The 20,143-nt window shown below is 71.3% G+C and carries 18 protein-coding genes; 15 read left to right on the forward strand and 3 right to left on the reverse strand.

Annotation, left to right across the window (positions count from 1 at the left end):
* The first annotated feature begins 319 nt into the window (after positions 1–319).
* The 4 genes from BKE41_RS17795 (at position 320) to BKE41_RS17810 (ending at position 4,821) form a co-directional block, all read left to right on the forward strand.
* Positions 320–1,525: an O-antigen ligase family protein gene (locus BKE41_RS17795; RefSeq protein WP_024829364.1), complete on the forward strand. Its 1,206-nt coding sequence runs from the start codon at positions 320–322 to the stop codon at positions 1,523–1,525.
* Between the two features lie 156 nt (positions 1,526–1,681).
* On the forward strand, positions 1,682–2,434 hold the full coding sequence (locus tag BKE41_RS17800; RefSeq protein WP_012320286.1) for a glycosyltransferase family 25 protein: 753 nt from the start codon (positions 1,682–1,684) through the stop codon (positions 2,432–2,434).
* 297 nt (positions 2,435–2,731) lie between these two features.
* A complete protein-coding gene (locus BKE41_RS17805; RefSeq protein WP_024829363.1) occupies positions 2,732–4,411 on the forward strand; it encodes a hypothetical protein in 1,680 nt (559 codons plus the stop codon).
* On the forward strand, positions 4,408–4,821 hold the full coding sequence (locus tag BKE41_RS17810) for a DCC1-like thiol-disulfide oxidoreductase family protein (RefSeq protein ID WP_012320288.1): 414 nt from the start codon (positions 4,408–4,410) through the stop codon (positions 4,819–4,821). Before BKE41_RS17805 ends, BKE41_RS17810 begins: the two co-directional genes overlap by 4 nt.
* Before the next feature lie 52 nt (positions 4,822–4,873).
* On the opposite strand, the gene BKE41_RS17815 is transcribed toward BKE41_RS17810, so the two are convergent.
* Entirely contained in the window at positions 4,874–5,800 is a 927-nt protein-coding gene (locus BKE41_RS17815; protein ID WP_070999931.1) for a glycosyltransferase, read from the reverse strand.
* Between the two features lie 809 nt (positions 5,801–6,609).
* Between BKE41_RS17815 and BKE41_RS17820 the strand changes: the two genes are divergently transcribed.
* From BKE41_RS17820 to BKE41_RS17855, 8 genes are all read left to right on the forward strand, one after another.
* Positions 6,610–8,118 carry an oligosaccharide flippase family protein gene (locus BKE41_RS17820; RefSeq protein ID WP_029358953.1) on the forward strand — a complete coding sequence of 503 codons (1,509 nt, stop codon included), beginning with the start codon at positions 6,610–6,612 and terminating at the stop codon, positions 8,116–8,118.
* Between the two features lie 121 nt (positions 8,119–8,239).
* Positions 8,240–9,133, forward strand: a complete 894-nt coding sequence (locus BKE41_RS17825) for a LysR family transcriptional regulator (protein ID WP_012320291.1) — start codon at positions 8,240–8,242, stop codon at positions 9,131–9,133.
* A 234-nt stretch (positions 9,134–9,367) separates the two neighbouring features.
* Complete coding sequence (locus BKE41_RS17830) at positions 9,368–10,114, forward strand: putative hydro-lyase (protein ID WP_245295978.1); 747 nt, start codon at positions 9,368–9,370, stop codon at positions 10,112–10,114.
* A gap of 43 nt (positions 10,115–10,157) precedes the next feature.
* On the forward strand, positions 10,158–11,429 hold the full coding sequence (locus tag BKE41_RS17835) for an MFS transporter (RefSeq protein WP_012320293.1): 1,272 nt from the start codon (positions 10,158–10,160) through the stop codon (positions 11,427–11,429).
* 28 nt (positions 11,430–11,457) lie between these two features.
* Complete coding sequence (locus BKE41_RS17840) at positions 11,458–12,219, forward strand: 5-oxoprolinase subunit PxpA (RefSeq protein ID WP_024829359.1); 762 nt, start codon at positions 11,458–11,460, stop codon at positions 12,217–12,219.
* Positions 12,216–12,950, forward strand: a complete 735-nt coding sequence (locus BKE41_RS17845) for an allophanate hydrolase subunit 1 (protein ID WP_070999932.1) — start codon at positions 12,216–12,218, stop codon at positions 12,948–12,950. Before BKE41_RS17840 ends, BKE41_RS17845 begins: the two co-directional genes overlap by 4 nt.
* A complete protein-coding gene (locus BKE41_RS17850; RefSeq protein ID WP_024829357.1) occupies positions 12,950–13,966 on the forward strand; it encodes a biotin-dependent carboxyltransferase family protein in 1,017 nt (338 codons plus the stop codon). Before BKE41_RS17845 ends, BKE41_RS17850 begins: the two co-directional genes overlap by 1 nt.
* Positions 13,967–14,053: 87 nt before the next feature.
* A complete protein-coding gene (locus BKE41_RS17855; RefSeq protein WP_024829356.1) occupies positions 14,054–14,842 on the forward strand; it encodes an aldolase in 789 nt (262 codons plus the stop codon).
* A gap of 7 nt (positions 14,843–14,849) precedes the next feature.
* Here the strand turns inward: BKE41_RS17855 and BKE41_RS17860 are convergent, their stop codons facing one another.
* A complete protein-coding gene (locus tag BKE41_RS17860) occupies positions 14,850–16,142 on the reverse strand; it encodes a lytic murein transglycosylase (protein ID WP_070999933.1) in 1,293 nt (430 codons plus the stop codon).
* A 144-nt stretch (positions 16,143–16,286) separates the two neighbouring features.
* Here BKE41_RS17860 and BKE41_RS17865 point away from each other — a divergent pair, with 144 nt between their 5' ends.
* From BKE41_RS17865 to BKE41_RS17875, 3 genes are all read left to right on the forward strand, one after another.
* Positions 16,287–16,781 (forward strand): SRPBCC family protein, encoded by a 495-nt coding sequence (locus BKE41_RS17865; protein ID WP_070999934.1) that lies wholly within the window; start codon positions 16,287–16,289, stop codon positions 16,779–16,781.
* A gap of 152 nt (positions 16,782–16,933) precedes the next feature.
* Positions 16,934–18,346: a pyruvate kinase gene (gene pyk, locus BKE41_RS17870; protein ID WP_012320300.1), complete on the forward strand. Its 1,413-nt coding sequence runs from the start codon at positions 16,934–16,936 to the stop codon at positions 18,344–18,346.
* A 95-nt stretch (positions 18,347–18,441) separates the two neighbouring features.
* Positions 18,442–18,570 (forward strand): TFIIS helical bundle-like domain containing protein, encoded by a 129-nt coding sequence (locus BKE41_RS17875; RefSeq protein WP_070999935.1) that lies wholly within the window; start codon positions 18,442–18,444, stop codon positions 18,568–18,570.
* 53 nt (positions 18,571–18,623) lie between these two features.
* Here the strand turns inward: BKE41_RS17875 and BKE41_RS17880 are convergent, their stop codons facing one another.
* Positions 18,624–19,811: a patatin-like phospholipase family protein gene (locus BKE41_RS17880; protein WP_024829354.1), complete on the reverse strand. Its 1,188-nt coding sequence runs from the start codon at positions 19,809–19,811 to the stop codon at positions 18,624–18,626.
* Positions 19,812–20,143: the final 332 nt, after the last annotated feature.

Consider the following 20,143-nt stretch of genomic DNA (forward strand, 5'->3'; position numbering starts at 1 on the left):
GTCCCGTCGCGGCCTTCCGGGCCCGCGCCCTCCGCGAGCCGCCGCTACCTCGTTTGGTCGAGTTCTGAGTTCGGAATGCCCGGACTAGCGTCGACTCGCGAGGGGGCGTGTCCGCGGCAGCCCCGAGCGGTGTCCGACCGCAGGGCGGACGGGACACTGCCTCACCCCGGGCGTCCGAGATCGAGCGATGGCGTTTCCACGAGACTTGGCGAGCCTTGGACCGGGCCATGCGAGCGGCCTCGCGTGGTCGCCGCTCGGGCCGTACGGGCCGGATCACCGTTGGGCGGGTGCCGGGGGCGCGGGTGAAGGCGTCGACGCAATGCCCCGGCTCGGCGTGGCCGCCGCGGCGTGGATCGTCCTGTTCCTCTTCGCGCCGGTGGTCGGCGAGCAGATCAAGCTGCCGGGCGTCGACAAGGCCGTCTGGATCGGCACCGACCTGATCGCCTTCGCGTTCCTGGTCCTGCGCCGCGACCTCGTCGCCACCCTGTTCGGCAGCCGCCTGCTGCTGCTCAGCTGGCCGCTCCTCGCGATCGCGTCGGCCCTCTGGTCCCTGACGCCCGGCCTCTCCGCCTATCACGGACTCCAGTTGCTCGCGACGATCGTGGCCGGCATCACCCTGCGGACGACCATGGGTCTGTCCCGCCTGGTCAGGATCGTCTTCCTGGGCCTGCTGGCCGGGCAGCTTCTGTCGGCCTTCCTCACGGTGGCGGCGCCGGCCCTGACGCGCGGGACCGACGGCAACTGGGCCGGGATCTACTCGCACAAGAACGTCCTCGGTTCCCTGTCGAGCCTTCAGATCCTCTGCGCGGCCTGCCTCTTCCTGCAGGGATGGAACCGTCTCCTGACCGCGTTCGGCTTCTGTCTCGCCCTGGCGCTCCTCCTGGCGACGCACTCGGCCACGGCCCTGGTGGCGGCCACCGCGGGGCTGATGCCGCTCGCCGCGATCTTCGCGTGGCGGCAGGGCAAGCACGTGACCGGCTTCTGCCTCGGCATCGCCATCGCCCTGGCGGGTGTCGGGATCCTCGTCGCCGCCGCGCGCGGGGCCGACATCTCGGCGAGCCTTCTGTCCGATCTCGGCAAGGACACCACGCTGACCGGCCGAACCGTCCTCTGGCAGTTCGGCCTCGACCAGTTCTGGCGGGAGCCGCTCATCGGCATCGGCTACAAAGCCTATTGGGAGAGCCCGGTCACCACGGCCGCCTACCTGCACTTCGTCATGAAGCAGAAGCTGTGGTTCTTCCACAACAACTTCATCGACACGGCCGTGGCGTTCGGGATCGTCGGCGTGATCCTCTTCACGGTCGCGCTGCTCGACACCGCACGCCGGGTGATCGCCGATTTCGCGCGCTCCTCCGGCTACGTCGAGGCTTGGCCGATCCTGTTCATGAGCCAGCTCTTCGTCCTGGTGTGTTTCGAGTGCCCGCTCTTCGTCAATCACGGTCTCCACCAGCTCCTCCTCGCGGCGATCCTGCCGGTGGTGCGGTCACCGACCATCGACGGGAGCGAACCGATCACCCGCGACTGACCCGCCAGCCCTGAGCGGCGCCCGACCCGCGGCGGGGCCCCGAACGGCCGGCGTCGAAGATCTCGATCGGGGTCGAAGGTCCTGATCGGGAAGAATCACGGGCGCCGAACGCGGTCGCCGCGGCCGGTCGGACAGGCCCCATCAGAGGTGACGACGATGTACTGCTTCGGGATCTCCCTGCCCCGGTTCCGCGAACGGCACGCCTATCTGACCCGGCACCTCGCCGCCGTTTGGGGGCGGCACTGCGAGATCACAGGCTACGAAGGCCCGGTCCCGGATCCGAACGCCCCGTTCCAGCCCGACCTGACCGCCGGTCAGATCGGGTGCGCGCTGTCCCACATGAGCGCCTACGAGCGGATGATCGCGCTCGACCTGCCCCACGCCCTCATCGTCGAGGATGACGTCGTCCTGCCGCCGCAGATCCATCAGATCGTGGCCGGCATCGAGGCCGCCTTGCGGCCCGGCGACGTCGTCCTGCTCTTCAACTGGGCCGAGACGGTCGGCGCGTTCAGCTCGGTCGGCGCCGTGACCGTCGGCGAGCACCGGCTGTGCCTGCCCATGGACATGAGCAGCCTCGGCACGGCCGCGGCCTACGTCATCACCCGGGCGGCGGCCGAGGGGATCCTGCGCGCGAACCGACCGGTCGCGGTGACGTCGGACAACTGGAGCTACTTCTTCGAGCGCGGCGCCCTGACACGCGGTCGCGCGCTCGTCCCGAACGCCGTCTCCCGGCAGCCCTTCGAGTCGACCATCTTCACGTCCCGCTCCAGGATCGCGGCCTTCCTGAAGGGCAGCGCCCTCCTCAGGCCCCTGTTCACCGCGCGGCGACGGATCCTGGCGGCGCGCCTCGCCGCCAAGATGACGTTCGTCGACGAGACCTCCCCCCTGGCGGGACAGGCGCCGCGCTGACGCGCGTCCCGCTCCGCGGTGCGGCCGCGTGTGCCTGGACTTCAGACGGCCGGGATGACCGAAAGGCGTAGGTGCGATCCCCCTCTTTGCGGCTCCTCACACCCCCGTGAAATGCCAAGCTCACCGGCGAGGCAGGAGCCCGCGGCGGCAGGACTCGTCCGCGGCGGGCCCTCCTCGAGACGCCCGTATGACGGAGGGACCCGTTCGGCCGCTGGCCGCCCCGTCGTCGCGGGCCCTTGGGGATGAGGTCGTCGCCTCCAACGGCGGCGGTCGCACCAGCGCGGCGGAAGACAGACGATGAGCAGCTCGCTCCCGATCACCGGCACGGACAAGTCCCTCGACTCAGCCCTGAGACGCCTCGTCCGGCCGGTGGCGGACCGGGCGCGCTATTACCTGATCCTGGTCGCGCAGATCGGCGGCCTGCTGGCCCTGCTGAAGATCTCGCACGGCGTCACGGCGATCAACAATTACTACGGGGTGGCGCTCCCCGTGGCGCTGGCCCTCGCGATGACGCGGGTGCGCTTCGCCGCCGCCGATCTCGCCGCGGTCCGGTTGCTGCAGATGATCGGTGCGATCGCGGGCGGGTACGCGCTGATCCACTATCCGCTCTTCCCCATCGTCCTCCCGGGTGCCAAGGCGACCGTCGCCGTCGGCGCCATCGCGGTGCTCTGGGTCGCGGCCGTGGCCGGGGGTGTACTCTGCCTGCGCTGGCCCTCCCTCGCCCTGATCAGCGCCACCTATCTGGTCTGGAGCAAGCAGGCGGTCATCCGGGTCACCGGCCTCTGGCACGGCCACATCATCGACGTGCTGCCGCTCGCGGAGGTGAGCTTCTGCCTCGTCGCCGGCCTCCTGGTGGCCCACATGACCGCGCGGATCCGCGACTGGCCCGGCCTGGGCGCCTCGGCGCGGGCGGACGTCGCGGCGGCCAGCACGATGTTCTCGAAGGTGCTGATCGCGGCGGCGATCAGCATCCACCTCGGCAACTACTATTCCTCGTTCCTCGCCAAGGTCACGCTCGACGAGGGCCCGCTCTCCTGGCTGCTCAACAACGATCCCGGCAAGATCTTCGTCGTCGGCCTCGACAACAATCACGTCCCCTACGCGGGCTGGCCCGTGCTGGTGGAGGCGATGCGGATGATCCTGAGCCATTCGAGCGCGCTGACGAACACGCTCATCCTGTTCGGGCAGGGTATCGCCCTGGTGGGGATCCTGATGCCGCGCCGCTGGCTGCTGCTGCTCCTGCTCGGCTTCGACGTGATGCACCTGTCGATCATCGTGCTCATGGGCGCCAACTTCGCCCCCTGGATCATGCTGAACCTCGCCATCGCTGCCGTCGTCGTCAGCCGGCACTACGAGCGCCCGCCGGTCTCGGTCGGGATCCTGTCGGTGCTGTTCATCCTGACCGGCAACACCTTCATGACCCAGGCCTGGCTCGGCTGGTACGACACCTTGGCCAACAACAAGATGTACTTCGAGGCGATCGACCGGAACGGCCAGCGGCACTACGTGCCGACCAACTTCTTCACCTTCTACTCCTACCCGTTCGCCCACATGGCCTACGGCGCGCCCGACGCCGCGCACGCCTTCGCCCTCGACAATCCGAACGGCGGGACTCAGGTGTTCCGCAAGGTCACGGCCTCGACGGCCTGCGACGTGCCCGTCCTGACCGCGCCGGACGGCATGGGGCAGGAATACGCGAAGACCGAGATCGATGGGCCGGCGATGGACGCCTATATCCGGGGCTACCATCGCCTCGTGAGCGCGATCCGCGATAGGACCGGCCTGTTTCCCTACGCGCTCTATCCGCACCACTTCTTCGTGCCGCTCCAGTATGCCGCCGGCTTCGACACGGTCGCCATGGCCGACATCGTCGCCTACGTGTACCGGCGCGAATCCGTCTGCTTCAGCATGCAGGACGGCGTCACCGTCCGCCGCGTGGTGTCCGAAGCCGAGCACAGGATCGATCTGACCCCATGACCGCCCCCTCCACCGAGGCCGCCCTGACGGTGGTCTACGACGGCGAATGTCCGTTCTGCTCGAACTACGTGCACCTCATGGCCCTGCGCCGGTCCGTGGGCACCGTCGCCCTGGTGGACGCCCGGAGCGGCGGTCCCCTGGTCGACGAGATCACCCGGCGCGGGTACGACCTCAACGAGGGCATGGTCGTCCGTCACGGGGCGAACCTGTACTACGGCCCGGACGCGCTCGTCCTGCTGTCGCGCCTCAGCGACGACCGGGGCGTGGCCAGCCGGCTCCTCGCGCGACTCCTGCGCAGTCCCGGTCGTGCGCGGCTTCTCTACCCGGCGATGAAGCTCGGACGGCGCGTCACGCTACTGATGCTCGGCCGGACGCTCCTCGCGCAGTCCGGCGGCGCGACGACCCGCTGAGCGGGCCACTGCACGAGCCGCGCTCCGGCCGTGCCCGACGGAGCGCAGGGGTCTAGGCCCGGACGGTGGAGCGCGTCAGCAGCGTCCGCGCGCTGTGCCAGGCGAAGGCCAGGACGCCGCTCAGATTGGCGGTCACGATGGCGCGCCACGTCAGGCCGAGATGCGCGTCGAAGCGCGGGCCCCCGACCAGCTCGCGGGCGGCGTTGCGGGCGGACCAGTACAGGTGCTTGATCAGCCACGGGCTGCGGCCGATGTGCTTGGCGTAGAGCGCGCCGTTGCCAAACTGGTAGTTCCAGTGCAGTCGGTCGATCGTGCGGTGATCCCGGCGCCCGTGGAAGTGCTTGACGCTCATGTCGGGCACGTACTCGACGGCCACGCCGGCCGCCCAGCCGCGATAGATGAAATCCGTATCCTCGGCCGCGCGGAACGTCGCTCCGGGGCCGAAGGCCGCGTCGAACCCGCCGATCCGCTCGATGACGGCACGGCTGCAGGTCATGTTGCAACCGTGGACGAAGCCGCCGGGATGGTCAGGGTACGTCAGCCGGCTGGCCCGGGCCGCGGTCTTCGTGGTGAAGTCGATGTCCTGCGGCGATCCCAGCTCGACCCGGCCACCGCGAATGACGCTTTCCGTGTCGCCGGCATAGTGCGCGATCAGGTCTCGCAGATACTGATCCGACACGACGCAATCGTCGTCGATGAACGCGATGATGTCTCCGGAAGAACGCGCGATCGCGGCGTTTCGAGACCCAGCAACACCCGGGCGCGACTGCGCGAGGAGCAGAACATCGAAACGATCGGTCGACACGGAGGCCGACCAGCGCTTCAGCGCCGTATCCGTCCCGTCCCTCGACCCGTTATCTACGACGATGATCTCGGCCTCAGCGCCCGGCGCGGCCTCGATCGCCCGCGTCATCGACCCGAGCGTTTCCAAGAGGGACGCAACGCGGTTCCGGGTACATACGATAAAGCTGACTTTCATTTGGCATTATCTCAAAAATACTGCCAGGACCGGGAACTTATAAAACAAGCTGCAGACAAGGTATAGTAATATCATTGCACTCCATTGATCCGTGCGCCGTAGGGCGGGCTACGCCTTTTGGATGCGGAACCAAACATCTCGGTGATGTGGCGTCGCAAAAAATCGCGGCTGCTGAGGCAAAGCGGCCGCTGCTCCCATCGTCGGCGAACTATAGAAAGAGATCAGCTCCGCCCCCTGCTCCGACCACGATCGCCCGATCTCGCTTTTCTCGTCCCATGAGACGAGAAATACGTCCCAAGAATTTGCCGGTCTATCACCACAAATGCGCGATATCTCCTCTGCCCAGTGCATCAGAGAGCAGCCCCGGACGCGCCGAGACGGTGCCCTCAAATCATTCGCGAGAGCTTTCGCCCGCCGATGCAGATCATTCTGTCCGAGCCGCGCACCATTCATGTGATCGATTTTTTCGAAATCGCGATACAACGCGATGCATACAGCCCGAGCCGCACCAGAAGCAGCCGATAAAGAATGGATACCTCGGATCCTGGATTTCTCTATCGACGCACCCCGATTCTACTCACCCCATACAGCAAGAGGCAGCTCTTCCCTGGCAGGAATCCGAAGGTTTCAGGCCTCTCCGCGGCTCCAGAGCTTGACGGCAGGCCCGCTTGGCCTCGGCCATCGGGCGTGGGCCTGGTCCTCCGATTGGCCAGCTGCCACGGTCGACCGGGCATTGTTAGACCGTTCTGACCGATCGCGCCCTGGCCGCAGCCAGCGCCGCCTCCACCCTGTCGCGTCCGAAGGATCCCATGGCAGAACTCCGAGAGGGGCCGGAAGCGACGGCGCCGCCCGCGTTCTCGAAGCGCCGCAGCCTGGCCTGGATGGGATTCTGCCAGGGCGGCCTGTTCCTGGCACAGTTCGGTACCTCGCTCGCCCTGGCGCGCCTGCTCACCCCCCACGAGACCGGCATCTTCAGCCTCGCGGCCGCCATCGCGGGCCTGCTGTCGACGCTGCGCTCCTGCGGCCTATCGAGCTACATCGTCCGCGCGGAGCGGGTGGACGCGGCGCTGCTGGCGAGCGTCTTCACGGTGAACCTGATGCTGTCGGGCGCGGCGGCGATCCTGATCCTGGCCTTCAGCGTGTTCGGCAGCGTTCTCCTCGGTGAGCCGGAGGTCCAGCGCGCCCTCGCCATCCTCGCCGTGGTGCCCCTCGTCGGCGCACTGGAGTTCCGCCCGGCCGCCATGATCGAGCGGCACGGCAATTTCCGCGGCGTGGCCCTGGTCAACATGCTGCGCGGTCTCGTCGCCAGTGGCGCGATGCTGGCGCTGGCCCTCCTCGGCTTCAGCTACATGAGCCAGGCCTACGGGCAGGCCGCGGGCGCCGTCGCGGCGGCGCTGGCTGCGAACGGCCTCGGGCTGCGCTACGTGTCGCTGCGCCTCGGGCTCGCGGGCTGGCGCGAGATCCTGACCTACGGCGGCCGGCTCTTCGCCATCGCGGGGGTCGCGGGGATCGCCGGCCGGATGGGCGACCTCGTCCTCGGGCGGATGCTCGGGCTCAGCGCCCTCGGCCTCTACTCCCGCGCGGCGAGCCTCAACACCCTGATGTGGGACCACCTCCACGTGGTGATCACCCGCATCACCTTCGTGGACCTCGCGAATCAGCAGCGGAACGGACAGTCCCTGCGCGCGTGCTACCTCCACACGCTGCGGATGATCACCGTGCTGCTCTGGCCGGCCTTCGCGGGCGCGGCCGTCCTGGCCGGGCCGATCGTGCGCCTCCTGCTCGGTCCGGGCTGGGACGGCGCGGCGCTGCCCTTCTGCCTGCTGTCCGTGGCCGCGATCGTCCTGAGTTCGCTCAGCATGACCTGGGAGGTGTTCCTGATCCGGGATCAGACCGCCCTCCAGGCGCGGTTCGAGTTCCTGCGCCACGGCGCCGGCTTCGTGATGTTCAGCGTCGGCTGCCTGTTCGGCCTCGGCGGCGCGGGCGCGGCACGGATCGGCGAGGCGCTCCTGGCCGTGGGACTCTATCGGCCGCATCTCGAGCGGATGACCGACACCTTCAGGCGCGACTACGCCCCCATCTACCTCCACGCCGCCACACTGACGGCGATCGCCGTCGCACCCGCCATCCTGGTCATGTCGGCTTGGGGATGGTCGGCCGAGACGCCGCTGCCGAGCCTCGCGGCCGCGATCGCCGCCGGGGTCGCCGGCTGGGCCTGCGGCCTCTGGTACCTGGACCATCCCCTGGTCGCGGAAGCGCGCCTGCTACTCGCGCACATGCGCCCGGCCCGCCCGGCCACGACCGTGTCGGACCTCTAGCGGCGCGCCGCGGCGCGAGCGTCAGGTCGTCCACCCAGGACGAGAGCAGCCGCACGCTTGCGCTTCCGCGCGCCGGAGCGCGATATGACCGGACACGACGGCGGCGCGGGACGATCGCGGGATGGCGGATTTCCGCAGCTTGGAGGTGTTCTACTGGGTCGCGAAACTCTCGAGCTTCCGGCGCGCCAGCGAGAAGGTGAACACCACCCAGCCGGCGGTTTCCCAGCGCATCGCGGCCCTGGAGCATGAGTACGGGACGCTGTTCGAGCGCCGCAGCCGGGACGTCGCGCTGACGGAGCGGGGGCGTCTGCTCCTCGGCTTCGCCGAGCGGTTCCTGGCGCTCCAGACCGAGATGAGCGCGGCCCTGCACGAGACCGGCCGGACGCGGGGCACCCTGCGGCTCGGCGTGTCCGAGACGATCGTCCACCTGTGGCTGTCGCGCTTCATCGAGCGCATGCGCGCCGCCCATCCCGGGATCGGCGTCGACATCACGGTCGACATCTCGCCGAACATGCAGGCCGCCCTGGTCGCCGACGAGATCGACCTCGCTTTCCTCGTCGGCCCGATCACCCTGCCGAGCTTCGCCAACCGCGCGCTGTTCAGCACCCCCGTCGCCTGGATCGCCGCGCCGGGCCTGCTGCCGGGCGACGAGCCCCTGAGCCTCGGCGCGCTGCTGCACCACCCGCTCATCACCTACCCGCGCAACACCAGCCCCTACGTCGAGCTGCGCGACCTCGTCCTGCAGGAGAACCTCCTGCCGAGCCAGATCCACACGAGCGCCTCGCTGGCCACCATCGTGAAGATGGGCGTCGAGGGCCTCGGGATCTGCGTGATCCCGCCGGCCGTGGTCGAGGCCGAGCTCCGCGCCGGCACCCTGCGGGTCCTGCCGGCCGAGCCGACGCTCTCGGACCTGACCTTCACGGCGATGCACACGAAGCGGCCGGCCCACCACTTCGTGGCGGACGCGGCCCGCCTCGCCCAGGAGGTCGCCGAGACCTGGGCCGCCGGCCGATAAGACGGGTTTATCGCGCCCCATTCGCAATCACGATTGGCGCGCCCCGCGGCGCGATGGGATCGTTGCCGCAGGAAATGAATCGCTGAAGCGATCGGGATCTTGCGGAATCCGGGCGGCCGACGCGGCCGTTCCGGCGCGCGACGACCAGCCGGGGAGATCAACGCGGTGAGCCAGCACCCGGGCGCCGACGGCGCCGCACCTGTCTTCGCCGACGCGGCGGACGCGCGGCGCGCGATCCGCGCGGGCCGGTTCCGGGGCCACACCTCGGGTCTCGTCCCCGCCCACGCGCAGGGCAACCTGATGATCCTGCCGCGGGCCATGGCGGAGGATTTCCACCGCTTCTGCCAGCAGAACCCGAAGCCCTGCCCGATCCTCGGCGTCTCGCGGCCCGGCGCCCGCGCGCTTCCGACGCTCGGGGCGGACCTCGACCTCGCCACCGACGTCCCCGGCTATCGCGTCTACGAGGGGGGCGAACTCGCGGCGGAGCTGCCCGACCTGACCGGCGTCTGGCGCGAGGACCTCGTCACCTTCGTCCTCGGCTGCTCCTTCTCGTTCGAGGCCGGCCTGATCGAGGCGGGCATCCCGCTCCGGCACGTTGCCCTGGGCCGCAACGTCGCGATGTACCGGACGTCGATCGAGACCCAACCGTCGGGACCGTTCCACGGCCCCCTGGTGGTCTCCATGCGGCCGATGAAGGCGGCGGACGCCATCAAGGCCGTGCAGGTGACGGCCCGGATGCCGGCGGTCCACGGGGCGCCGATCCATCTCGGCGACCCGGGCCTGATCGGCATCCGCGACCTCGCGCGGCCGGATTTCGGCGACCCCGTCCCGATCGAGCCCGACGAGCTCCCGGTCTTCTGGGCCTGCGGGGTCACCCCGCAGGCGGTGGCGATGGCGGCGCGACTGCCGCTCTGCATCACCCACGCGCCCGGTCACATGCTGATCACCGACCTCCTCAACCGGGACCTGCCGTTCCTGTGACCCTCCCGGCCGCGTGGCGGCCCGTCCGCGAAGGAGTTGCGCCATGTGGGTGAAAGACACGAGTCCGGCGGAACGCCGGGTCCTGGGCGCGGCCTTCGCGGGCTACGGCGTCGATGCGTTCGACTACATGGTCTACACCTTCCTGATCCCGACCCTGGTCGTGGTCTGGGGCCTGACCAAGGTCGAGGCCGGCAACATCGCCACCGCCGCGCTGGTGACCTCGGCGATCGGCGGCTGGGCAGCCGGAATCCTGGCGGACCGCTACGGCCGGGTGGTCGTCCTGCAGGGCACCGTCGCGTGGTTCACCCTGTTCACGGTGCTCAGCGGCTTCACCCACTCGTACGAGCAGCTGCTCGTGACCCGCGCGCTCCAGGGCTTCGGCTTCGGCGGCGAGTGGTCGGTGGGGTCGGTGCTGATCGCCGAGACGATCCAGGCGCGCTACCGCGGCAAGGCGGTGGGGCTCGTCCAGTCGAGCTGGGCGGTCGGCTGGGCCTGCGCGGCCATCGCCTTCTGGGCCGTGTTCGCCCTGGCGGAGCCCGCCGTGGCGTGGCGGATCCTGTTCTGGCTCGGCGCCCTCCCCTCGGTGCTGATCTTCTGGATCCGCCGCAACATCGAGGACCCCGAGATCTACCGCCAGACCCGCGCCGCGATGCGCGACGTCGGCGATACCGGCAGCTTCCTCGACATCTTCTCCCGGCCGCTGATCGGCCGGACCGTGCTGGCGAGCCTGCTCGCGACCGGCATGCAGGGCGGCTACTACGCGGTGACCACGTGGCTCCCGACCTACTTGAAGACGGAGCGCAACCTCTCGGTGCTGAACACCAGCGGCTACCTGCTGATGCTCATCTTCGGGTCGTTCGTCGGATACCTGACCAGCGCCTGGCTCTCCGACCGCATCGGGCGCCGTCGCGGCTTCGTCCTGTTCGGCTTCTGCGCCGGTGTCCTCGTGCTGGCCTACACGCTGATCCCGATCACCGACCCGGTGATGCTGGTCCTCGGCTTCCCGCTGGGCTTCTTCCTCTCCGGCGTCTTCTCCGGGATGGGCGCCTTCCTGAGCGAGCTGTTCCCGAGCCGGATCCGCGGCTCCGCACAGGGATTCTGCTACAATTTCGGCCGCGCCACGGGCGCGATCTGCCCGGCCGTAGTAGGCCATCTCAGCGGCTCGCTGACACTCGGCACCGCCATCGGCGTCGTGGCGGCGGGGGCCTATTGCCTCGTGATCGTCGCGGCGCTTCTCTTGCCGGAGACGGCGGGCCGCGCGCTCGATTCTTGCACCGCGGATCCGGCCGAGCCGGAACCCGTTGCGGCCCTGTGAGACCCGATCGGCACGCGGAGCGGCGGCGATGACCAGCGTGGACCTCAATTCCGACCTCGGCGAGGGCTACGGCGCCTACGCCTGCGGCGACGACGCGGCAATCCTCGGGATCGTCACCTCGGCCAACGTCGCCTGCGGGCTCCACGCCGGCGACCCCGAGATCATGGCCCGGACCTTCGCGCTGGCGAAGGCGCGCGGCGTCGCCGTCGGCGCCCATCCGGGCTTCCCGGACCTCTGGGGCTTCGGGCGGCGACGGATGCCGTACAGCCCGGCCGAGATCGAGCGGCTCGTCGCCTACCAGATCGGCGCCGCGCAGGCCCTCGCCGCCTATGCCGGCCACCGCATCACCTACGTGAAGGCCCACGGGGCGCTGGCCAACGTCGCCGCCGAGGAGCGGCCGGTGGCCGACGCCATCGCCCGCGCGGTCCGCGCGGTGGACCGGGAGCTGGCGCTGCTCGCCATCGCGCTGACCGCCCAGGTAGCGGCGGGCGAGGCCTGCGGCCTCGAGGTCCACCAGGAGATCTTCGCCGATCGCGGCTACACGCCGACCGGCCTGCTGATCCCCCGCAGCCAGCCCGGCGCGATGATCACCGATTCCGGCGAGGCGGCCGACCGCGTCCTGCGCATGGTCGAGGCGGGCGCGATCCTCACGGCCGACAGTCAAACGCTGCCGACGCCGATCCGCTCGATCTGCGTCCACGGCGATTCCGACCACGCCGTCGCCACGGCGCGGGCGGTGCGGACCCGGCTGGAGGGCGCGGGCGTCACGCTGGCGCCGTTCCGGCCGTGAGCGCGGCGCTGGACGAGCCCCGCCTCCTCGACGCCGGCGAGGCGGCCCTCGTGGTCGAGTTCGGCAGCACGGTCGACCCGGCGATCAGCGACCGAGTCCTGGCGCTCGACGACGCCCTCGGGGCGGACCCGCCGGAGGGGCTGCGGGAGCGCGTGCCGACCTACCGCTCCCTGATGCTGCACTACGACCCGCTGGTGCTCGACCGCGGGACGCTCGCCGAGCGGGTCCGGACGCTGGCGGCGGGCGCGACCGCGCGCGCGGCGAGCCCGACCCTCTGGACCCTGCCCTGCTGCTACGACGCGGCCCACGGGGAGGACGTCGCGCAGGTCGCCGAGCAGAGCGGCCTGTCGCCGGAGACGGTGGTATCGAGCCACGCGGCCACGACCTTCCGGGTCTACATGTACGGCTTCGCGCCGGGCTTCGCGTATCTCGGCGGCCTGCCGAAGCCCCTGGCGGTGCCCCGGCGGGCGAGCCCGCGGCCGCCGCACCCGCGCAACGCCATCATGATCGGCGGCGGACTCGCCGCGGTGGCGACCGTGCCGATGCCGACCGGCTGGTACGTGATCGGCGCGACCCCGGCCCGCCTCTACGCGCCGGAGCGCGACCCGAGCTTCTTCGTCGGCGCCGGCGACCTGATCCGCTTCGAGCCCGTGGATGCGGCGGCCTTCGACGCCCTCACGGCGCGCGAGGCGGCGGGCGAGCCGGTGGCCCGCCGCGGGGAGGCGCGCTGATGCCCGCCCTCGTCATCGACGCCGCCGGACCCGGCATCACCCTGCAGGACGGGGGCCGGCACGGCTACCTGCGCTACGGCATCACGGCCGCGGGCCCGATGGATCCGCTGATGCACGCCGCCGCCAACCGGGCGGCGTCCAACGCCCTCGACGCCACCGCCGTCGAGATCTCCACCGGCGGCGTCACCGTCTCGGCGCAGGACGGCGCCGTCGGGCTCGCCCTGCTGGCGCCGGGCTTCCGCGTCGCGCTGGACGGCGTGCTCCTGCCCGACACGGTCGCGCTCACCCTGGAGCCCGGCCAGACCCTCGTCGTGCGGGCCGGCGACGCCGGCGCCTGGGGCTACCTCGCGGTCGCCGGGCGTCTCGACGTGGCGCCGGTCCTCGGGTCGGCGGCGACCCATACCCGCTCGGGGCTGGGCGGCCTCGACGGCCGCGGCCTCGCCGCGGGCGACCGCCTCCCCGTCGCCGAGGGTCGGACACCGGACGGGCCGCCGCAGCGGCTCGTCGCGCCCTGGCTCATCCGGGACGGGCGGGAGATCCGGGTCGTGCTGGGCCCGCAGGACGACTACTTCGCGCCAGACCAGATCGCGGCGTTCCTGGCCGGCCCCTGGACGGTCTCGCCGCGCGGCGACCGGATGGCCTGCTTCGTCGACGGCACCCCGCTGAAACACGCCAAGGGGCACGACATCGTCTCCGACGGCGTCGCCATGGGGGCGATCCAGATCCCCGGCAACGGCCTGCCGATCATCCTGATGGCCGACCGGCAATCCACCGGCGGCTACCCCAAGATCGCCACGGTCATCGGGCCGGATCTCGGGCGGCTGGCGCAGGTCCGGGGCGGGGCGCGCCTGTCGTTCCGGCGCGTCTCGGTGGCGGAGGCGGTCGCGGCGCGCCGCGCCGAGCGCGATCTCCTGCGCGAGGCGATCCCGCGCGAGCCGGTCGTCCGCACGGATTTCGCGTCGGACTTCCTGCTCGGCCTCAACCTCGTCGGCGGCGTCACGGACGGCCGCGCCTGAGCGCTTGGCGGCTGCGCGCGAGCGTCTAGAGTGCGGCCCCGGCCGGGTCGCCCGGCCCGATCCCTTTACACAGGAAAGCCCGCACGCATGGCGCACGCCGTTACCGCCCCGGGGACCCCGCCGGCCCGCAGCAACGAGCCCCTGAACGCCGACAGCGTGCGCCGCGCCCGGATCGACCTCGCCGCCTGCCTGCGCTGGGCCGCCCGCCACGGCCTGGAAGAGGGCATCTGCAACCACTTCTCGGCGGTGCTGCCGGAGCGGCCCGACCTGTTCCTGGTCAATCCCTACGGCCTCTCCTTCGCGGAGGTCACCGCGTCGAGCCTGCTGCTCTGCGACTTCCACGGCAACGTCATCGAGGGCGACGGCCAGCCGGAGGCCACCGCCTTCCACATCCACGCCGAACTGCACCGGCTGAAGCCCCGGGCCCGGGCCGCGTTCCACACCCACATGCCTTACGCGACGGCCCTCGCCATGCTGGAGGGAGAGCCGCTGCTGTGGGCGGGCCAGACCGCCCTGCGCTTCTACGGCCGCATCGCGGTGGACGAGGATTACAACGGACTGGCGCTCGACGCGTCCGAGGGCCGGCGGATCGCCGAGAGCGCCGGCGATGCGGACGTGGTGTTCCTGAAGAACCACGGCGTGATGGTGCTGGGCGAGACCATCGCGGAGGCCTGGGACGACCTCTACTACCTGGAGCGCGCCGCGCAGGCGCAGGTCCTGGCCATGAGCACGGGGCGCGCGCTCAAGGCCGTGCCCGAGGCGATCGTGAAGCACGTGGCGGCCCAGGAGGCGGCCGGCCGCGCCGAGAGCGCGCGGCTGCACCTGGAGAGCGTCAAGCGGGTGCTCGCCCGGGACGAGCCCGCCTTCCTGGCGTGAGCGCCCGTTAGGGCGCGGCCCGGACCCGGTCCAGCAGCGCGGCGTCGGCGTAACCGTCCGGCGGCAGGCCGACCGACCCCTGGAAGGCGCGCAGCGCCGCCCGCGTCTTCGGGCCGATCTTGCCGTCGACCCCGCCGGTGGCGAAGCCGCGCTCCGTCAGGCGGGTCTGCAGGTCGCGCCGCTCGTCGGCGGTGAGGGGCCGGTCGCCCCGCGGCCAGTCGTGCACCAGGCCCGGGTCGCCGCGCAGGCGCTCCGACAGGAGCGCGACGGTCAGCGCGTAGGACAGGGCCGTGTTGTAGCGGAGGATCACCGCGAAGTTCGGCTGCAGCAGGAAGGCGGGGCCGCGGATCCCGGCGGGCAGGATCAGGGTCGCCTCGGCCGTGTCCGGCAGGGCGCGGTCGCGGGCGGGCCTCACGCCGAGCCCCCGCCACGCCGCGACGGTGCGGACCGTCGTCTCGTCGGCGAGCGCCGCGTCGAAGGTCTCGGGCAGCACCGCCTCGGCGCCCCAGCCCTCGCCGGGTCTCCAGCCGTGGCTGCGCAGGTAGTTCGCCGTCGACGCGAGCGCGTCCGGCACCGAGGTCCAGATGTCGCGCCGGCCGTCCCCGTCGAAGTCGACCGCCTCGCGCTGGTATACACTGGGCATGAACTGCGTGTGCCCCATGGCGCCTGCCCAGGATCCGGTGAGCCCGGCGGGCATCCGGTCGAGGGGCGCCTGGTTCCAGGCCAGGATCTGGAGCGCCGCCGCCAGCTCGTCGCGCCAGTAGGTCATGCGGTTGGGGTCGCTGCAGCCGAGCGTCGCGAGCGAGCGGACGACCGGCTTCACCACCGCCGCATTGTCGAGCACGGCGCCGTAGCTCGACTCCACGCCCCAGAACGCCACCAGGATGTGGCGGTCGACCCCGTACCTGGCCTCGATGGCCGCGAGCGTGTCGGCGTGCTCGGCGAGCTTGCGCTGACCGGACTCGACGCGGGCCGGCGTGACGCTGGCCTCGATGTAGTCCCAGATCGGCCGGACGAACTCGCCCTGGCTCTGGGTCGCGGCGATCACGTCGGGGTCGGGCGTGAGGTGGGCGAGCTGCGCCTCGGCGAGGCCCTGCGGCACGGCGCGGGCCGTGACCCAGGCGATCAGGTCGGCCCGGCAGGCCTCGAAGGACTGCGGTGCGACCGGCGGGGTGGGGTCGGGCCCGGCGGCGCGCGCCGGCACGACCGTGCCGAAGACGAGTGCGGCACCCGTCGCCAGGACCGCGCGCGTTGCGCCGCTCCGGGTCACGGGCCGCTTCGGCGCGGCGCGATCGTCCATGGGCATCTCCGGTGATCCAGACGAGGGCGGCGTAGCATAGCGGGCCGGCAGCGACACCTTCGAGACGCGGCCCGAGGCTCGCCGCGGCCCCGGCAGCGCCCCAAGTCGCGTCACACCAGCCCGCCTGCCCGGAGACCACCCGTGATGCAGCCCGCTTCCCTGACGGTCATCGTCGCGGCCGTCCTCGGCGCCGGACCGGCCAGCGCCCTGGAGGTCACCCGCAGCCGCGACGTCCCGGCCCCGCCCGCGGCGGTCTGGGCGCTGGTCGGCGATTTCTGCGCGATCCAGAACTGGCACCCGCAGGTCCAGCGCTGCATCCTTTCGGGCGACGACGACGATGACGGCATCCGCGCGCAGATCCGCGGCCTCGTGGTGCAGGGCGGCCGGGGCACGATCGCCGAGGTCGAGACCGCGCGCGACGAGACCGGCATGAGCTACAGCTACAGCTTCATCCAGGGTCCCCTGCCGGTGCGCGCCTACAACGCGACGCTGGCGGTCCGTCCCAACGGCGCGGGGTCCATGGTGATCTGGAGCGCGACCTTCGACGCCGAGGGCATGAGCGACGCCGACGCCGTCGCCGACATCACGGGCGTGTTCGACGCCGGCCTTGCCGGGATCGCCCGGGAGGCGGCCAGATAGCCGCCCGCGGAATCGGCCCGCCGCGCGAAAAATCGCCCGCCGCGCGCCGCGGGGTCTCGCCGCGGGGCCGTCGCGGACCGATGTGAGCGCCGTCGGCGCGAGCGAGCGCCCGGCTCGATTCCCAGAGGCAGCCTCAGGAGGCCGAGACCCGCATGCGCCGTCACCGCCACGCCAAGATCGTCGCCACCGTCGGTCCCGCCAGCTCCGCCCCGGACCAGCTCCGCGCCCTGTTCCTCGCCGGCGTCGACACGTTCCGGCTCAATTTCAGCCACGGCCTCCAGGCGGATCACGCCAAGGTCCACGGCGCCATCCGCGCCCTCGAGAAGGAGGTCGGCCGGCCGATCGGCATCCTGCAGGACCTGCAGGGGCCGAAGATCCGGATCGGCACGCTGCAGGGCGGCCGGCTCGATCTCGAGGCCGGCGAGACGGTCCGCTTCGTCCTCGAGGGCGCCGACGGCGACAAGCAGGCGATCCCGCTGCACCACCCGGAGATCTTCGACGCCGTCGTGCCGGGCCAGGAACTCCTCATCGACGACGGCCGGGTGCGGGTGCGGGTCACCGGGCCCGAGCGGACCTCGATCACCGCCGAGGTCGTCACCGGCGGGCCGATCTCGAACCGCAAGGGCGTGAACCTGCCGGGTACGCTGCTGGACCTGTCGCCGCTCACCGAGAAGGACCGGGCGGACCTCGCCTTCGGGCTCGATCTCGGCGTCGACTGGGTCGCCCTGTCCTTCGTCCAGAAGCCGTCCGACGTCATCGAGGCGCGGGGAATCATCGGCGATCGGGCCGGCATCATGTCGAAGATCGAGAAGCCGCAGGCGCTGGAGCGGATCGCCGACATCATCCGGCTCTCCGACGCCGTGATGGTCGCCCGCGGCGACCTCGGCGTCGAGATCCCGCACGAGGACGTGCCGGGGCGGCAGAAGGAGCTGATCCGGGCCTGCCGGCTCGCCGTGAAGCCCGTCGTGGTGGCGACCCAGATGCTCGACTCGATGGTCAACGCCCCCGCGCCCACCCGGGCGGAGGCGTCGGACGTCGCCACCGCCATCTATGACGGCGCCGACGCCGTGATGCTGTCGGCGGAATCCGCCACAGGCCGCTACCCGGTCGAGGCGGTGGCGATGATGGATCGGATCATCCGGAGCGTGGAGGGGCACAAGCTCTACCACTCGATCGTCGCGGCCTCGGAGCCGGGCGAGGAGGAGACGCCGCCCCACGCGGTGGCGACCGCCACGGCCGACCTCGCCGAGGCCGTGCACGCCGCCGCGATCGTCGCCTACACGGCGAGCGGGACGACGGCCGCGCGGGTCGCGCGCAAGCGCCCCGCCGCGTCGATCCTGGCCCTGACCCCCAACGTCGCGACCTCGCGGCGGCTGAGCCTGCTGTGGGGGGCGCACAGCGTCCTGACGGAGGACGTCGACAGCTACGAGGAGATGACCTCGAAGGCCTGCCACCACGCGCAGGACGAGGGCTTCGCGCGGTCGAACGACATCATCGTGGTCACCGCCGGCATCCCGTTCCACACCGCCGGCAACACCAACAACATCCGCCTCATGCAGGTCTGAGGCGCCCGATCGGGCGCCGGGCTGGAACGCGGCCCGCGCCTGACCCGTTGTTGGGGAAGCTGCGCCATTTGGGCGCGTGACCGGAGGGCCGACCCATGAACCTGATCGGACGCATCGTCACCAAGATCCTCGGCAACGAGAATCGCCCCGTCGACCGGGACGACCGGAACGCCAGCACGGCGACGCCCCTCGGCCGCCTCTTGACGAAGATCCTGGGCAAGTAGCCGCGCCGTTCGCCGCGCGCCCGTGTCGGGCGCGCGGCGGAACGGTCGGGCGATCAGTTGGCCACGGCGCTCGCCGTCTCCTTCAGCACCGGCGCGGCGGGGATCGAGTGCTGCCAGAAGGCGCCTGTCCGGCCCTTCTCGTAGCCGGCCTCGTACAGGGCGCGCATGTAGGCGGTGTCGAAGCCCTTCGCGGCGGAGGCCTTGGGTCCGTTCTCGTCGATGTAGGTGAGATTGAAGCCGATGCCGTTGGTGCGCGCCAGCGCGTAGGTCGCCGTCAGCGTCGCGCGGGAGCGGGCGCGGCTCGCCGTCGTGAAGGAGCGCTCCACGATCGAGAGCGTGTTGTCCTTCGTGACCTCGAAGTCCGGCTCCAGGCGGCCGTTGATCACCACGTAGATCTCGGCCTTGCCGCCGGTGCGGATCCGTCCGTCGCGCAGCAGCAGGGTCTGCGGCAGGGTGAAGACCGGTGTCACCACCGAGCCGTCGACGTGCATCTCCTGGAAGCGCGCGTCGCCCGCCGAGACGTCGATGAACTGGGGCGGGAACACCGCCGGGATGCTGGCCGAGGCCGCCAGGACGTCGCGGAACAGCTGGCGGGCATTGGGCACCCCGCTCGCCGCGATGGCGCCCATGTTCCAGATCACCGCGCGCTGGGAATCCAGGTTCGTCGTCACGACGAGCAGGCGCCGGCCCTTGGCGTGCTCCTCGGCCACGGCCTTGAGGAGATCGTCCGTGACGTAGCGGTCGATGAGGTTGCGCAGGCGCCCGTCGCCGAACAGGCCGGAGCCGAACAGCACGTTGGCCAGATTCGGCGAGGCCACGAGCTCGCCGGCGACGCCGCTCGTGTAGAACTCGGTGAGGTAAGGATCGTAGGCCGAGCCCAGGAACGCGAAGGGCGCGATCAGCGCCCCCGTCGAGACGCCGGAGACCAGGGTGAATTCCGGCCGCTTGCCGGACGCCGTCCAGCCGTTGAGCACGCCCGCCCCGTAGGCGCCGTCGCCGCCGCCGCCCGACAGGGCCAGGTAGGTGAAGCCCTTGAGGCGCCGCTCCGGATTGGCGGCGAGGGCCGCGATCGTGTCCACCGACGCGTCCGCGAAGACGCGCGCGCCGGGAATGCCCGGCACGGTGGCGAACGCCGCCTGCTCGGCGCTGTAGGGAGTCCGCGGAACGCTGCCGCAGGCCGCGACCTGCGCCGCCAGCCCGAACGCCACCGCCATGCGCAGGCTGACCTGACGAGAACCCATCGTCACTTCCTCGAACCGCGAAACACGCCCACTCTGCCACACGGAACGAGCTTGGCCGTATCGCCTGTTCCGTCTTAGCCGGCTTCGACGGAACGATAAGGCCGCGCTGTTGCGGTGGGGTCACGCTCCCACGCGATCGGGGCGCGAGCGTGGCCGTGGCGGGCGCGCGCGGGACGGTGCGGCGCCGTACCGGGCCGTGCCGGTTCGGGCCATTGCCGGTGGACAGGCGGCGCGGCGGCTGGTGCCCGGTGGCCGCGCGCCCTTGCAAGGTTCGCGAGCGCCGCGCTAGGGTTCCCCCGTGGCCTGGCGAGACAGGGTGTCGCACGCGATGC

Source organism: Methylobacterium sp. C1, from assembly GCF_001854385.1.
GTDB classification, from domain to species: domain Bacteria; phylum Pseudomonadota; class Alphaproteobacteria; order Rhizobiales; family Beijerinckiaceae; genus Methylobacterium; species Methylobacterium radiotolerans.

Bases quoted from the DNA above. Each gene is read 5' to 3' on its own strand.
- BKE41_RS17795 (WP_024829364.1), top strand. From the start codon at position 320: ATGCCCCGGCTCGGCGTGGCCGCCGCGGCGTGGATCGTCCTGTTCCTC.
- BKE41_RS17800 (WP_012320286.1), top strand. From the start codon at position 1,682: ATGTACTGCTTCGGGATCTCCCTGCCCCGGTTCCGCGAACGGCACGCC.
- BKE41_RS17805 (WP_024829363.1), top strand. From the start codon at position 2,732: ATGAGCAGCTCGCTCCCGATCACCGGCACGGACAAGTCCCTCGACTCA.
- BKE41_RS17810 (WP_012320288.1), top strand. From the start codon at position 4,408: ATGACCGCCCCCTCCACCGAGGCCGCCCTGACGGTGGTCTACGACGGC.
- BKE41_RS17815 (WP_070999931.1), bottom strand. From the start codon at position 5,800: ATGAAAGTCAGCTTTATCGTATGTACCCGGAACCGCGTTGCGTCCCTC.
- BKE41_RS17820 (WP_029358953.1), top strand. From the start codon at position 6,610: ATGGCAGAACTCCGAGAGGGGCCGGAAGCGACGGCGCCGCCCGCGTTC.
- BKE41_RS17825 (WP_012320291.1), top strand. From the start codon at position 8,240: ATGGCGGATTTCCGCAGCTTGGAGGTGTTCTACTGGGTCGCGAAACTC.
- BKE41_RS17835 (WP_012320293.1), top strand. From the start codon at position 10,158: ATGTGGGTGAAAGACACGAGTCCGGCGGAACGCCGGGTCCTGGGCGCG.
- BKE41_RS17840 (WP_024829359.1), top strand. From the start codon at position 11,458: ATGACCAGCGTGGACCTCAATTCCGACCTCGGCGAGGGCTACGGCGCC.
- BKE41_RS17850 (WP_024829357.1), top strand. From the start codon at position 12,950: ATGCCCGCCCTCGTCATCGACGCCGCCGGACCCGGCATCACCCTGCAG.
- BKE41_RS17855 (WP_024829356.1), top strand. From the start codon at position 14,054: ATGGCGCACGCCGTTACCGCCCCGGGGACCCCGCCGGCCCGCAGCAAC.
- BKE41_RS17860 (WP_070999933.1), bottom strand. From the start codon at position 16,142: ATGGACGATCGCGCCGCGCCGAAGCGGCCCGTGACCCGGAGCGGCGCA.
- BKE41_RS17865 (WP_070999934.1), top strand. From the start codon at position 16,287: ATGCAGCCCGCTTCCCTGACGGTCATCGTCGCGGCCGTCCTCGGCGCC.
- pyk (WP_012320300.1), top strand. From the start codon at position 16,934: ATGCGCCGTCACCGCCACGCCAAGATCGTCGCCACCGTCGGTCCCGCC.
- BKE41_RS17875 (WP_070999935.1), top strand. From the start codon at position 18,442: ATGAACCTGATCGGACGCATCGTCACCAAGATCCTCGGCAACGAGAAT.
- BKE41_RS17880 (WP_024829354.1), bottom strand. From the start codon at position 19,811: ATGGGTTCTCGTCAGGTCAGCCTGCGCATGGCGGTGGCGTTCGGGCTG.